Consider the following 14237-nt stretch of genomic DNA (forward strand, 5'->3'; position numbering starts at 1 on the left):
CCTTACGGCTGCGCCGGTTGCGTTAAGTGGCGGGTGCAGAGTTCATCCATGACGGCCAGCCCGAGAAACGACAGCGCCGGTGTGGTTTTCAGTGCGCCGCTTTCCAGTAAGTCCTCCAGTAACGCACAGGCAATTTCCCGGCCTTTCTCCAGTCCGTGCTGGCGCAGATAAAACCCCTCCAGTTCACCGGCAATGGCATCCTCCACCACGCCGAGCGTGAGCTGTGGAAAGCGTTTCTGACACTGGCAGACGGTCAGCCAGGCACAGGCCACGGCGCGACGGTAAAGCGCTGCACGCAGAACGGGTGACAGTGGCATTCTTTTCATTGGTTTTTCTCCGGAGCCATCCAGCTCATATTGCAGCGTTCAACCACACCGTCGAGCTGGGTAGTCATCAGAAACAGCAGGGAAGCGAGTTGCGTCTGCTGTGCGGGTGGTTGTTTCAACACGGTGCATTCCTGATGCTCCAGCAAATCACCGGCGAACTGGCCGACACGTAATAAATGCTCAAGGCAACGCAGGTCATCATGCGTAATGGTGGCGTTAATTCCTGATGGTGTTACCGGCTGCGTGATATCCATGATTCGGTCTCCTGAGGGGGTGCGAAGCCCTGTGCAGATACGCACATAAATTGAATGAGTGATTTAATTACAGATAATGGCGGTAGCTGGTATCCGGTTCCGGGCGGGGAATATCACGCCACGAATACGCCACCGGTTTATTTTTAATAACCGGTCTGTTCTCTTCCGGATAAATATCAATATTCCGTTTACGCCAGATTTGTAATACCGTGTCATTCGTTATTATTTTCAGCACGGTATAACGGTTCTCAGGGTTTCGCTTAAACACGTCAGGACGAATACAGGTAAATTCCCGCAAAAAACGCCCGAGCGGTATTTCAATCACCTGCCCGTCAGACTCAATACGGATAAGGATGGTGTAAGGCTTGCGGAACGGGTTCCAGACCATATCCGGGCAGCGGTAAGGCAAATCCCACGGAATGCCATCGGCCAGAATGCCCACCACCGTCACAGCGGCATAAATATCCGTGCGGTATCTTTCGCCCGGCTGAGGAAAATCAAACATGTTTATTCCCCGCCGTGTATTTCAGTTAAACCGCTTTGCGACAGAAATTCCTGGCACAACCCTTTCGCTTTTAATTCCTCCAGCACAAAACTGATGTCCTCGTGCAGATAGCTGAATATCTGCGGAATATAGAGCTGGTGTAAGCCATTCATTTCCCGACGCTGTAAATCACCGCCGACAAACTGCGATACGGCACTGGCGCGGTTGAGTTTGTGGTACGCCTCGATACTCAGATGAGCCATGACTTTTTTTTCGTTATCACGACAGGCAGAGACATTTTTAATGGGGGTTGCGTTATGCATGCGCCACCTCCGCAACAGGCAGACGGGCGGCAAAGGAAAGAATGTAATCACGGACAAGGGAAAGACGGGCGGCTTGCTCATCACCGGCGACAGTGCGGAGCATGGAAACACGGGGCTTGCGCTCGGTACGACGAACGGCGGCAAAGACAAAGACGAACTGTGGGTGAGTCGGGGCGAGGGTCGAAGCCATAAGGGCAACCTCCAATAAGTAGCGGTTATTGCCACCACCGGAGTTCCTACACTCATGGGTGGTAGCCCGGACGGGGGTAGGAATACCGGCCTTATTGGAAACCGGCCAGCCCGAAGGCTGCCCCGCCCGGGCCACCATTATTTGACCTGAACCAGGGTGTAAACACCACAGTTCAAAAAATGGGTATGCCTGAGCAACGACGTAAAAAAAGACGCATGGCGCGTCTGGTGTCGCCAATAAGTAACACGGGTTCCTACGCCCGACTGTCGATTTTGCGACAGCGAGAAAACTATAACCGCAAACCTGGAAGGGATGCAAGCCAGGGAAAGGGGCTTTTTGAAAACGGGGCTGATTCATGCGTCACATCCCCGGTTACGTTCTGCGATACGTTCTGACATCCACACGGTGACTTCTGACTGAAGCCAGGCGACATTTTTACCGCCGAGGGAGACCTGCGCCGGGAACGCATTGCGGGCGATTAAATCGTAGAGGGTGGAGCGGGACAGACCGCACTGGTGAATGACTTCCGGGAGGCGTAAAAAACGCTCCTGAGTCGGGGCAAAAACAGGTGGCAGATGCGCGGTTGGCGCGGAAGATGGTGCGGAAAAAGCGGTGTGCATAAAGCTACCTCATAACAGTCCATAGAGATCCGGTCGTGTCCGTCCGGTTTCGGGTAGCTCTCTATTTTGTGAATATTTTCCCTCAATGCAACAAGGGCTTTTGTGTCATGCCACCACACAACATTGATGAAAAAAACACCACCTGCTGAATACTGTTGAATATGAGTCAATATTGGGGAGCTGACTGTGTTTTGAGAAAGTAAAACTACTTTTATCAATTGATTACAGGATTATTAAAAGGAATAAACATTCAAAAAGAGAATGAATTAGCAGGGAACATTTATCAAAGGGTGAACAGTGGTGAACAGACGGTGAACAGTCAGACTTCGATTGTTCACCCTCTAATATACTGTATTACTTATCTTTTTTTTAAAGGTGAACAGAGTGAATAGTTAATAGTAAAAAAATAATAAAAGAGGGGGGGTATGTTCCTGCGACCTTTCCTCTGGCAAGCCGCTTTAGGGTCTTTCTGTGTCGCGGCTGGTACATCCTCAATCGCTCCTCTTGTTGTCTGAGCGCTCGCATAATCGAAATCACTTCCTGACAACGAGAGCAGAGCATTATGCAAAATAAAACAACCCGCCAGCAGCGCGTACAACAGGCCATTGAGCATTACGATACGGCCAAAAAAGAACACACCAAAGTTGTGACTGAGATGGAAAATATTGTCGCCTCCATTACCAGTTGCCGGGAGCAAAAACAGACTGCCGAGGCGCAAAGTCAGCAGGATGATACCGGCTGGCGCGAGCTGTTCCGTAAGGCGCGTGGAGTGATGACCGGCGAGCTTAAACAGCAACACATCGAGCGTATTGCTAACCGTGAAATGATCACCGAACTGGATTCTCTGATTCAGGAGCTGGAACTGGATGAAGAGAAACATAAAATTATGTGCAGTGGTTACGGTGCTTCTTTGCGCGGTGCGCATACCAATGCGCTTGTCGCACTGGCAGACAAGGAAATGAGTCAGTCACTTAGCGCACTGGATGGCGTCGTGCGTGCCGTAAAATTAAAACGCATGGCGCTGTCGGCAGAACAAGCCCGTACGACGCACAATGGCCGTTTCAGCGAGTACGAAATCGATATTGATAAAAGTGTTTATGCGGAGATCCGGGCGTACCTGGAGCCACGTGTGACGAAGTATGCCTTTGATATGGCCAGTGAGCCGGAGTTGTCAGTTATCGGCCTTTCGCCAGCGCTGAGCAAATACATGGATGAGGCACTGGCCTCACCGGCGAAACGCCAAGTTGCCTTTAACGAAATTAAGCGTAAGGAGAGCCTGCTTAAAGAAAAAGGGGCGCTCTGATGATGCGCTGTCCTCTGTGCAGCACCGTCGGGCATACGCGGGAAGCCACGTATCTGGAGGATGGCAGCAAGGAGACAATAGTGCAGTGCCAGAATGTTTACTGTTCCGCGACCTTCATAACTCATGAGTGCTTTTATATGGCCCTGGAAAATTCCCCTCTGAAAGCAGACTACAAATCTCGTCTGGTGCAGGCTGATGCGGGAGCTGAGCAAGGGAGCAATAATGGCTAAAGTGAAAATTGGGTTTAAATGCCCCCGCTGTCAGGGAAACTCTTATATAAGAACGTCGAAAATTGAATCCAGCGAGACAGTCGTTCGTTATTACATCTGTCAGGAAGCTGCATGCGGATTTGTGTTTAAAACGTTTCATGTATTTACCCGGTTTATTTGCAGACCTGTTCCATCCGACAGCATTGAGCAGGCACCAGAGCAGCCAGTCACACGGCCTGCACCGGAAAAAACGGTGAGTCACACCATGCGACTTGAATAATAAAAACCGCCGTGTTTAGTGTTGTTTTACTGGCTCTAAATGCGGCGTTTTATCGCATTAAAATCCCTGCATTAACACCGCCATTTAACGTCATCCATCCCTGCAAAAAACACACTATTTTCTGATTATTTGTCTGCATTTCTGTGCATGGGTTTGCATGCAAAATCCCGTATTTTTCACACGCGACGACCCCAGAGCTGGCGTGGCTCCGGGGTGGTCAGGCACCTGCATTAAAACCGACCCATGAAGCGGGCAGGCGTGGCGGGGAGAGCATTGCGCGCGAATAGTAAAATCTATTTTCATTTTAAACGTTTTGAGGTCGCAGTTTAATAGCCATCCTAAAGTACAAATCTCAGCACCTAGGGCTAGTCTCTGGGTCGGGGATACTCTTAGGTTGTGGACACGTACAGAATAGTAGTCTCACCCTCTTTTCAAGTTGATTCTAATGATTTAAGTCTTTGCTTATTCGAATGATTTCAAAAAAATTAGCTATTACACTGATGAAGAAATAAATCGCATTCTTGTACATGAGGATGTAAGGTTATTCCTATTCAGTGTGTACTGAATACTGTTTATATAAACAGTGCATTGGGATGTGCATCTAAAAGAGAAGTAGAGCAATTCTGATGCATCAAATTCATCTTTTTTTGGGAATTCATTATGGAATTATCAAGAGGGTCTGAATGGCGGAAATGGGATCTTCATGTGCATACGCCAGCATCAGTGTTAAATAACCAATTTGGAGATTGGGATTCATATGTAAAAGAATTGTTTAAAGCAGCCATTAGGGAGGATATACAAGCAATAGGTATAACAGACTATTATATACCTGAAGGATATAGAAAATTAAAAAAAGATTACCTTCAAAATGAGAGTAAATTAAAAGAGTTATTTACAGCCTCTGAAATAGAAGCTATAAGTAAAATTTATTTATTCCCAAACATTGAATTCCGGATAAGTAAGTTACTTACAAATGATAATAAAGTTAAAGATTGGGGCAATAAATTTAACTACCATCTTTTGTTATGTGGGGATTTAGATATTGATGATATAGAAAGTGATATAATATCTCAGCTCAGCATTGAATATAATGCGAATATAGGCGAAGGAACAGAAAAAAGACCTTTGACTAAAAGAAATATAGAAGAGTTTGGTCGGCGTCTGAAAGCTGAGCATTCTGGATTCAAAGGGAGTGATTTTTTTATTGGGGCATGCAATGCTTCAATTAATGAGTCTGATTTGGCATGTATATTAAAGAACAATAGTCGATTTAATAATAAATATATGTTAGGAATTCCCAGCGATGAAGATCTTAGTGAAGTTAGCTGGAACTCTCAAGGTCACAGCATAAGAAAAAATCTAATTAAGCAATGTCATTTTATTTTTAGCTCAAATGCTAAAACAATTAGTTTTATGCTAGGAGAGTACAATAAAGAACAACATTTAAATGAATTTGGTGCAATTAAGCCATGCCTATGGGGGTCAGATGCACATTCTCTGGAGCAACTCTTTAAGCCAGATTTAAATAGATATACTTGGATTAAGGCTGATCTTAGTTTTTCGGGATTGAAACAAGTTGTTTATGATCCTGAGTCTAGAGTAAAAATTCAAGAAAACAACCCACAGCAGAAAAGTGATTATCAAATTATAAAACGGGCTAGATTTGTTGAGAGAACATCAAATAAGATTTTTACTGATGAATGGATTAATTTCAATGCTGATTTGACTACCATAATTGGAGGTAAATCATCTGGCAAGTCCCTGTTGTTATATAATCTAGCAAAAGCTAACAATAAAAATGAAGTTCGTGAAAAACTGGCACTTGCTAAGATGCAACCTTACTCGCAATCCCATCATTATGATTTTGAAGTTGAATGGAACAACGGTGATGTATGTAAATTATCTGATGAGATAACAAAACCCATAACTTATATACCACAATTATATATCAATCAGCTTGCAGAAAGAGAAGGGAAAAATGATTTAAATGAATTAATTAGCAAGGTTTTATGTCAGAGAGAAGCCTTTAAATCAGAGTCGGATTTAATTCACAATACAATTTATGAACATAATATTAATATTTCGACTAGATTAAGTGAGCTTTTTTCATGTATAGAACAATATAATAAATTGAAAAAAGAATCTCTTGAAATAGGTGTTAAGGCTGATATAGAAAAAGAAATTAAGGAGTTAAATAGACAGGTAGAGGATCTTAGAAAAAAATCAGGCTTTACAGATCACGAGCAGGAAATATATTCCAAGCTGATTGTTCGTAAATTAAACATATCGAATCGCAAAGACTTTTTAATAGATTTTGATAAAATTACAAATGAATTTATTGCATCGTACGAAAAGAATTCTTCAATTTCATTTTCAAATTTGATGTCATCTATTAAGAAAGATATTGCTTATGACACTAGCTCTAAAGCAATGGATAGTTATTTTGAGTTTGTGAATTCCTCCTTAGACTCTGTATACACAATTATACAGGCAAAACTCAAAAATAAAATTATTAAAATCCCTTACTGGCTAGATAAAATTACAACTGAAAATGCCAAGCTAGAGGAAAAATTGCTTCCTTTTACCGCGAAAATAAAGGAGCAGTCTAAGCTAAAAGATATAACAGAAAAAGTTACCGCTGAAAATGCTAAGTTGAAGCGTATAAGTGAAAAAGATTCTGAAATCAATAAGCAAACTCAAATTGGAATAGATGTAAAGACGTCTCTTCAGGCTAGTTATCAATCAGTAATGGAATGTTATGGTTCTATTGTTACTCTAGTAAATGATCCTGTTAATTCATTCGACAATGAAATTACAGTTCGAGCCGAGGTTACTTATGATAATGAGCAGTTTAATGCTTTCGTAGATTTATTTGACCGTAGGGCTAATTTAGTTGATTTCATGGAAGGGCTATTAGATGTAAAAGGAAATATTCAATATAATCATGAAAAGCATGCTCAAAAAATAACGACAATTTATGATAAGATTAGATTAGGAAAAGATTTACCTAATCTAAAAAGCGGCGTGACGACGCAAGATCTTTTGAATAAATTGTATTCTGATTGTTTTAGAATTGATTATTTCGTTTTCTATAAGAATGATGAAATACTCCAAATGTCACCTGGCAAAAGGGGTTTGGTTCTTATGAGTATTTTGTTGCATTTAAGTAACTCTAAACATCCTATTTTAATAGATCAGCCTGAAGATAATCTAGATAACAGGACTATTTATGATCAGCTTAAAAATTATATTAGAAGTAAAAAAAATGACAGGCAAATAATTATGGTTACACATAATGCAAATCTAGTCGTCTCGACTGATTCTGAATGTATCATTGTAGCTAATCAAGCCGGTCAGCAAGCTGGGAATGAGAATGAGAAATATCAATTCGAATACTGTTTCGGTGCTTTGGAAAATAATGCAATAAATAAGCATCGGAAAGGAATTCTTTTTGAAAGCACAATTAAAGATCATGTGTGTCATATTCTTGAGGGGGGTGTAACCGCTTTTAAAGAAAGAGAAATTAAATATGGCATGAAACACTAATTAGAGAAAGTGACTATGAATAATAGTCACTTTTTTTTCATTTTACCTAACGAAGCTTCCCCACCAGTTCATTAACTCGATTCTTTTATTTAGATAGGTGGAGCGATTGTAAGCTCGTCTGACTTCATTTTTATCGCTATGTGCCAGAGCAGCCTCGATTACATCCGCATTAAAGCCAGCCTCATTCATTGCGGTACTAGCAATAGATCGTAATCCATGAGCAACTAGCTTTCCACCATATCCAATGCGCTTAATAGCAGCATTAGCCGTCTGGCTATTCATCGCTTGTTTTGGATCATTTCTACTTGGGAATACATGTTCTCGGTGAGAGCTAATAGGCCTCATTACCTCCAGAATCTCTAATGTCTGAGGAGATAAAGGAACAACGTGCTCGCGTTTGCCCTTCATTCGTTCTGCTGGAATAGTCCACAGCTTGGTATCGAGATCGATTTCCTCCCATCTAGTACCGGAAGCCTCCGCAGGGCGCACAAGTGTCAGGAGCTGCCATTCAATCAAACAACGAGTCGAAACCGAAAGGTTAGACATCACTAGTGAGCGCATCAGCTTTGGAAGTTCTTCCGGTCGTAAGGTTGGCATGTTTTGCTTTTTAGGCCGCTCAAAAGCCATACCAACACCGGATGCCGGGTTTGAATCAATCAAACCGGTGTTAACCGCATATATCATTATTTCATTAATGCGCTGTACCAAACGGCGAACTGTCTCAAGTGCTCCACGCGCTTTGATGGGTTCAAGTGCTTCAACTAACGTTCTGGCTTTGATTTCCTGAACAGGGATCTCACCAATGGCTGGGAACACGTCTTTATCCAGAGAACGCCAAATATCCTTCGCGTAATCTGCTGTGACGCTTTTGCTTTTGAGCTGGAACCAGTTAGCGGCCACGGTGGAGAAAATACTGTCGAGGGCTATTTGCTGCTGTTCCTCTGTGACCTCTGCTTGAACCTGTGGGTCGATGCCTTTGGCTAACAATGAAAGATATTCAGCTCGTAATGCTCGGGCATCCGCAAGCGAAAGGGCAGGGAAGGAACCTAAACCAACCATCGTTCTTTTTTTGGTGGTCGGTCTTTGATACCGAAAACGCCATAGCTTTTTTCCGCTCGTCTTAACGATAAGGAATAAACCTTCGCCGTCATGAAGCGTCAGCTCTTTCTCGCCTGCTTTAGCTCGTAGAACTTCGGTGTTAGTGAGGGGGCGCGTTGTCCGTGCCATATGGCCGCTCCTTCGTGAATTGGTATACGTTTTTAGGCCTACATCTTACCGTATACCTAAACGTATACCAATTATCACTGGATTCAGGCGGATCTTCTCGGATGGTTGCGGACATATAACAGATACAAAAAAGCCCGCAAGGCTTACGCTGTGCGGGCTTTCAGGACTTCCTCGGACGACTCTGGTAATCGTTGAGGGAGAATTTTGGTGGAGCTGGGGGGAGTTGAACCCCCGTCCGAAATTACTACGCCGTCGGTACTACATGCTTAGTCTATCTTTACATTCGCCGGGCAACTGCGGGTAGACACGCCATTACCAAACTATCCTGATTAGTTTTAATGCTTCAACCCCAGGCAAGGTATCCACACGATCTCTTTTGGGTTTGACTTCTCTTTGATCCCCGTCTTAAGAGCGGAAGCTAGGGAGAGAAGGCTCTTAGCAGGTTATTAAGCTGCTAGGGCGTAGTTTTCGTCGTTTGCGACTATTTTTTTGCGGCTTTTTACGAGGCAAACCGCCCCTCGGCATGCACCTTGGGTTTCGCGAATCCCGTCGAATCCAGAATCAGCCCCACAAGTGTTTTGTAAGTATAACAGAGTTGTAGCGCCACTTACCACCCCTCATGTGCGCTAACGTTCACGCAGCGCTTCGCGGGCGCGGTTAAACGGTTTTATCAGGTAATCGACGATGGTTTTTTGCCCGGTTTTGATGTCCACGGTGGCGACCATCCCCGGCGATATTGAAAAATGATGCCCGGCTTTGTTCACCAGATAATCCTGATGGGTGCGGATAAATACCCGGTAATAAACGATTTCTGGCTTAACTTTGTCCTGAATGGTGTCCGGTGAAATGGTTTCAACTTCGCCCTCCAGCCCACCGTAAATGGCGTAATCGTAGGCGGTGACTTTCACCAGCGCACGCTGGCCGGGGTGGATAAACGCAATATCGCGCGGGGAGAGACGAGCTTCAATCAGCAAATGATCATCTACCGGCACGATCTCCATCATTTCACCGTTGGGTGGGATAACGCCGCCGATTGTAGTGACCTGGATGTTTTTCACGATGCCACGCATCGGCGAGCGCACGGTCATGCGGCTCACGGAGTCTTCACGGCCTTTGATAATGGCCGATAACATATCGACTTCAGCGTTCGCTTTGGAAAGTGCCTCGCGAGCCTGGACGTAATATTGCGAGCGCAGGTCGGTGATTTTGAGTTGCAGATCGCTTTTTTGCCGCTGTAAACGCAGCACTTCGACGTTACTCGCCGCGCCGCTTTTCGCCAGCCGTTGCGTAATCGCCAGTTCCTTGTTCACCGAAACCAGCGCATCCTGGATGTCGGATGCGGAGTCGTTGAGCTGTGCGCGGCGGCTTTTATACAGGCGCGTTTCGGATGCGATAAGTTCCGGCCAGGCTTTGAGCGAATCGGGGAAAACCAGCGGCAAATCGTTCACTTCCGCGTTAAGCCGCACGCTGGAGGCCAGGGAAGCGCGGTAGCGCGCAGCACTTTCGCCCACGTTTGATTCCGAGCGGGTCGGGTCGAGGCGGGCGACGATTTGCCCGGCTTCAACTTTGTCGCCTTCGTGGACCAATACTTCGGTGACGATGCCGCCATCCATCGACTGAAGTACCTGTTCACGCGAACTCGGCACCACTTTACCGGTGCCGGTCGAGACTTCATCGAGTGTGCCAAACCACGCCCACACGCCGAGCAAAATAAACAGCAGCACGCTGATGATGATGATACGGCTGGCACCGGAAAACTCGCGCTCGCGCTGAATATCCGGGTCGTCCATGGCGACGTCACGCTGATTGGTTTTCATTTTTCCACTCCCGCCCATTTGGCTGTACGGTGGCGCGGCTGTTGTTACTGTTACTGAGCGCCTGAGCTTTCGGTGCATCCATCACCAGTTGGCCTTCCTTGAGAACCAGCACGCGCTCGACCAGTTCAAGCATCGGCACGCGGTGAGTGGCGACAATCAATGTGCGATGCCCAAGCCAAAGACCCAGGCGCTGAATGAACTCGCGTTCGGTGTGGTCGTCGAGCGAGGCCGTCGGTTCATCGAGCAGCACAATGTTGGGCGAGCGTAACAGCATTCTAGCGAGCAAAATCGACTGCCGCTGTCCGCCGGATAAACCGGTTCCGCCTTCCATAATGGCGTGGTCGAGTCCTTTTGGCAGGCTCTTAACAAAGTTGCCTGCACCGCTGATTTCCAGCACCTCGAAGATATTTTCGTCGCTGGCATTCGGTGCGCCAAGCGTGAGGTTTTCGCGCAGCGTGCCGTAAAACAGACGGGCGTTCTGGCTCATAAAGCCGATGTTGCGGCGTAAATCCGCCATATCAATTTGCGTCATGCTCAGGTTGTCGAGCCGCGCATCACCGCTGATTAAATCGACGCCGCCCGCTAACGCCTGCAATAGCGTGGATTTCCCCGCGCCGTTGCGCCCTAAAACTGCCACGCGCTCGCCTTGCTGGATCTCGAGGCGAGTAATGCGTAAAGGGATGCGCTGGTCTTCGTTGTGGTAACGAAACTGCGCGTTTTCAAACAGATAATGGCCGTGGAAAATATCCTGATGCACCAGGCTTTCGTCGCGCTGGGTTTCCACCGGCAACTGCATAATGCTGTCCAGTCCCTGTTTCGCGGCTTTGACCTGCTGCCAGCGAGCCAGCACGCCGCACAGGTTTGCCATCGGGGCAATCATTCTTGAGGCTAACATTGAGGCGGCAACCATCGCACCGGTGGTCATATCGCCTTCGATGACCAGCGGTGCGCCGAAGAGAATTACCGCCGCATACACCAGGCTTTGTACCGTCATTCCCCAACTAATCAGCCCTTGCGAAAGCTGGCGGGTGCGCAGACCAGACTCCGCCGTAATGCGGATGTAGCTGTTCCATTGTTGCAGGAAACGGTTCTCCGCCTGCATCAGTTTGATGTCTTCCAGCCCTTGAACACTCTCCACTAATACCGCATTACGCAGCGTCGCTTCATGGGCCGACTGGTTGGCGAGCATCGCCAGTTTTTTCTGTAGCAGGATGCCCGGCAGCACCATCAGTACGGCGGCGACCGGCGCAATCCACGCCAGTTGCGGGGCAATAATCGCCAGTACGATGATGAACATAAAGAAGAACGGCAAATCGACGATCGTCGAGATCGTTGATGAGGTGATCATTTCGCGGATCTGTTCGAGTTCGCGAAGCTGGGAAATAAAGCTGCCGGTGGAGCGGGGGATGGCGCTGTTGCGCAGGCGCAGCGCGTGACTGAATACGCGATCGGAAACGCGCATATCCGCCCGTTTGCCGAGCACATCCATAATATGGCCACGCGCCACGCGCAGCACAAAACCAAATATCACCGCCAGCAACACGCCGGAAGCCAGCACATACAGCGTGGGGTACGACTGTGCGGGGATCACGCGGTCATAAACCTGCATCGAGAAAAGGATGCCGGAAAGCGACAGCACATTGATGAGGAATGCCGCCAGCATCACCGGCCCATAAGGGCGCAGATCCTGCATCACCAGCTCTTTTAGCCAGTCCGGGCTAAAGCGTGAAATATACGCATCAACGCGGCTGTCTTTGAGCGCCGACAGCGGGCGAAGGGCGGCCACAAAACGGATTTCCGGCAGCAGCGTTGCGAGCGATACCCGGTTGGTCTGGCGTTCGCCGTCAATAACGCAAATTTCAACCGTATCCTCGCCGTCGAAATGTTCGATGACCGCCAGTTGCCCGTTGTTCAGGCTCGCCGCGAGAGGCAACCGCCATTTGCCAATCGCCAGTTCCGGGGCGCTCATCATATGAAATGAAAGCCCCGCCTGGCGCGACAACTGTGTGAGTGCCGAGAGCATGTTTTTGTCTTTAAACCACGGCGCGTTTGCCTGGAGGGTGCCGGGCGAGCAGGCGACGCGATAATGCGCGGCGACGTGGCTAATCAACTGCGCCCAGTGGCTTAGCGCATGTTCAGTCAGGTGTTCATCAACAGGAGGCAGTGTTTGGCTCATGGCTGGATCTCCAGTGACTGGATGGTGCGGTGCTCCAGGCCAAATGCGTTGCGTAAGCGGCCAGAGTTATACAAACAGTTGAGCTGCAATTGATGAAGTTGGCTTAGGATTTGTAGCTGCGCGAAACGGGCCTGAAAAACTTCCTGTTCCGCGTTGAGGACGTCGAGCAATGGGCGCGAACCTAAATCCAGATATTGCTGTTGATAGAGTTCGCGGGTACGCGCACTTAATTGTTCCTGGCGTTGCAGCACCTGAACCGCGCCCATCAGCCCGAGCGCCTGGCTGCGCGATTCCATCAGTTTCTGGCGAATGTCGAGGCGGGTGCGTTGTACTCCAGATTGTGCCGCTTCCACCGCGTGGCTGGCCGCATTGCGACGCGCCGTTAAGCCGCCGCCCTGGTAAAGCGGCATTTCGACTTTGATAAACGCGGAATATTGGGTGCGATCCAGCACTTCGTGGCTGGCGTATTTGTCGTTCAGATAGTGCTGAACCTGCGGCTCGAGCGAGATGGTTGGCGTCATCTGCGCGTTGGCGTAATCAAGATTGGCTTGCGCGACACTGGCCTGCGCCCACGAGGCGAGAACGGCAGGGACTAAGCGGTCATCCGGTTTGGCGATGTCACAGCTTTTTGCCAGCTTATCAGGGAACTCGTTGCTGATACCGTTGAGGTTGTTCCAGCCCAGCCAGCTCGTTAATGTGGCCTGGGCGCTGTCGAGATTGGACTGATATTGAATGAGTTGTGAACGAGCAGATTCAATACGCGCGTTGGTTTGCACCACGTCCGACATCGACGTGGCCCCTTCATCGTTGCGCTTCTCGGTTAACTTCCCAATCGCGCTCAGGGCATCTAATTGATCTTTGGCGATATCAACCATTTGTTGCCACATCTGCACCTGAATCATGGCGTTAGCGGTGTCGTGGCCGACATTGTCGATGCTCACCAGCACGTTCGCTTGCTCTTGTGCCACGCCTGCGCTTTCGGCCCGTACCTGGCTTGAGACTTTGCCGAAGTCATACAGCATCTGCGAAACGGACAACACCAGCGATGGGCTAAAACCGCTGTCGGTGTAACCGTTGCTGTAGCCGTTATTCATGCCCGCCGTGACTTGCGGATAGTATTTTGATTTTGCGACGTTGACCTGTTCAGATTGCCCGGCCAGTTTGCCGATGGCTTCGTGAATGCTCGGATGCCAGGTAACGGCGCGGTTGACCGCATCATTGAGGGTCAGCGTTCCCGGCGCAGGGGCGTCCAACGGTAGGCTGGAGGAGCCATCCAGTGCCGGCAGTTGTTGCTCAGAGAGTTCCTGAGTGCTGATAAATTGTGGCGTGTCATCGGCATGCGCCTGGGCTACACACAGGCTGCATGCCAGCCACAGTGCAAACGGCTGTAATTTTCCCATAGTCAGTCCCTTTTAAAAGTCACTACGTTCTAATTGGTATGGCTTACCTGCTTTTGTCGGATGACGCTGCGCTTTTCCGACC

Annotated in this window: 14 protein-coding genes and 1 other RNA gene; 4 read left to right on the forward strand and 11 right to left on the reverse strand. The window is 47.9% G+C overall.

Annotated features, from left to right (window positions below; genetic code table 11):
- Positions 1-2 precede the first annotated feature (2 nt).
- The 6 genes from DY231_RS05215 to DY231_RS05240 form a co-directional block, all read right to left on the reverse strand.
- Positions 3-326, reverse strand: coding sequence for a DUF5375 family protein (locus DY231_RS05215; RefSeq protein WP_115627529.1), 324 nt, complete (start codon positions 324-326; stop codon positions 3-5).
- Entirely contained in the window at positions 323-580 is a 258-nt protein-coding gene (locus tag DY231_RS05220) for a hypothetical protein (protein WP_115627530.1), read from the reverse strand. The genes DY231_RS05215 and DY231_RS05220 overlap by 4 nt, the downstream gene beginning before the upstream one ends.
- Positions 581-647: 67 nt before the next feature.
- Positions 648-1085: a hypothetical protein gene (locus tag DY231_RS05225; protein ID WP_115627531.1), complete on the reverse strand. Its 438-nt coding sequence runs from the start codon at positions 1083-1085 to the stop codon at positions 648-650.
- Positions 1086-1087: 2 nt separating this feature from the next.
- Positions 1088-1327 (reverse strand): derepression protein, encoded by a 240-nt coding sequence (locus tag DY231_RS05230; RefSeq protein ID WP_115631771.1) that lies wholly within the window; start codon positions 1325-1327, stop codon positions 1088-1090.
- Positions 1328-1379: 52 nt separating this feature from the next.
- A complete protein-coding gene (locus tag DY231_RS05235; protein ID WP_115627532.1) occupies positions 1380-1934 on the reverse strand; it encodes a host cell division inhibitor Icd-like protein in 555 nt (184 codons plus the stop codon).
- Positions 1931-2197, reverse strand: a complete 267-nt coding sequence (locus tag DY231_RS05240; RefSeq protein WP_115627533.1) for a helix-turn-helix transcriptional regulator — start codon at positions 2195-2197, stop codon at positions 1931-1933. The genes DY231_RS05235 and DY231_RS05240 overlap by 4 nt, the downstream gene beginning before the upstream one ends.
- A gap of 562 nt (positions 2198-2759) precedes the next feature.
- Here DY231_RS05240 and sid point away from each other — a divergent pair.
- From sid to DY231_RS05260, 4 genes are all read left to right on the forward strand, one after another.
- Positions 2760-3500 (forward strand): capsid size-determining scaffold Sid, encoded by a 741-nt coding sequence (sid, locus tag DY231_RS05245; protein ID WP_115627534.1) that lies wholly within the window; start codon positions 2760-2762, stop codon positions 3498-3500.
- Positions 3500-3730, forward strand: a complete 231-nt coding sequence (locus DY231_RS05250; protein WP_115627535.1) for an ogr/Delta-like zinc finger family protein — start codon at positions 3500-3502, stop codon at positions 3728-3730. Before sid ends, DY231_RS05250 begins: the two co-directional genes overlap by 1 nt.
- A complete protein-coding gene (locus tag DY231_RS05255; protein WP_172588654.1) occupies positions 3723-3989 on the forward strand; it encodes an ogr/Delta-like zinc finger family protein in 267 nt (88 codons plus the stop codon). The genes DY231_RS05250 and DY231_RS05255 overlap by 8 nt, the downstream gene beginning before the upstream one ends.
- Positions 3990-4649: 660 nt before the next feature.
- Positions 4650-7535 carry a TrlF family AAA-like ATPase gene (locus tag DY231_RS05260; RefSeq protein WP_147295631.1) on the forward strand — a complete coding sequence of 962 codons (2886 nt, stop codon included), beginning with the start codon at positions 4650-4652 and terminating at the stop codon, positions 7533-7535.
- A 42-nt stretch (positions 7536-7577) separates the two neighbouring features.
- Here the strand turns inward: DY231_RS05260 and DY231_RS05265 are convergent, their stop codons facing one another.
- The 5 genes from DY231_RS05265 to DY231_RS05285 all read right to left on the reverse strand — a co-directional run bounded on the left by DY231_RS05265 (position 7578) and on the right by DY231_RS05285 (position 14155).
- Positions 7578-8762 carry an integrase domain-containing protein gene (locus DY231_RS05265; protein ID WP_115627538.1) on the reverse strand — a complete coding sequence of 395 codons (1185 nt, stop codon included), beginning with the start codon at positions 8760-8762 and terminating at the stop codon, positions 7578-7580.
- 205 nt (positions 8763-8967) lie between these two features.
- Positions 8968-9331, reverse strand: a transfer-messenger RNA (tmRNA) gene (gene ssrA, locus DY231_RS05270).
- Between the two features lie 57 nt (positions 9332-9388).
- Entirely contained in the window at positions 9389-10552 is a 1164-nt protein-coding gene (locus tag DY231_RS05275) for an HlyD family type I secretion periplasmic adaptor subunit (protein ID WP_115631772.1), read from the reverse strand.
- A gap of 7 nt (positions 10553-10559) precedes the next feature.
- Positions 10560-12755, reverse strand: a complete 2196-nt coding sequence (locus tag DY231_RS05280; RefSeq protein ID WP_115627539.1) for a type I secretion system permease/ATPase — start codon at positions 12753-12755, stop codon at positions 10560-10562.
- Positions 12752-14155: a TolC family outer membrane protein gene (locus DY231_RS05285; protein ID WP_115627540.1), complete on the reverse strand. Its 1404-nt coding sequence runs from the start codon at positions 14153-14155 to the stop codon at positions 12752-12754. The genes DY231_RS05280 and DY231_RS05285 overlap by 4 nt, the downstream gene beginning before the upstream one ends.
- Positions 14156-14237: the final 82 nt, after the last annotated feature.

This window comes from Buttiauxella agrestis (genome assembly GCF_900446255.1).
GTDB classification, from domain to species: domain Bacteria; phylum Pseudomonadota; class Gammaproteobacteria; order Enterobacterales; family Enterobacteriaceae; genus Buttiauxella; species Buttiauxella agrestis.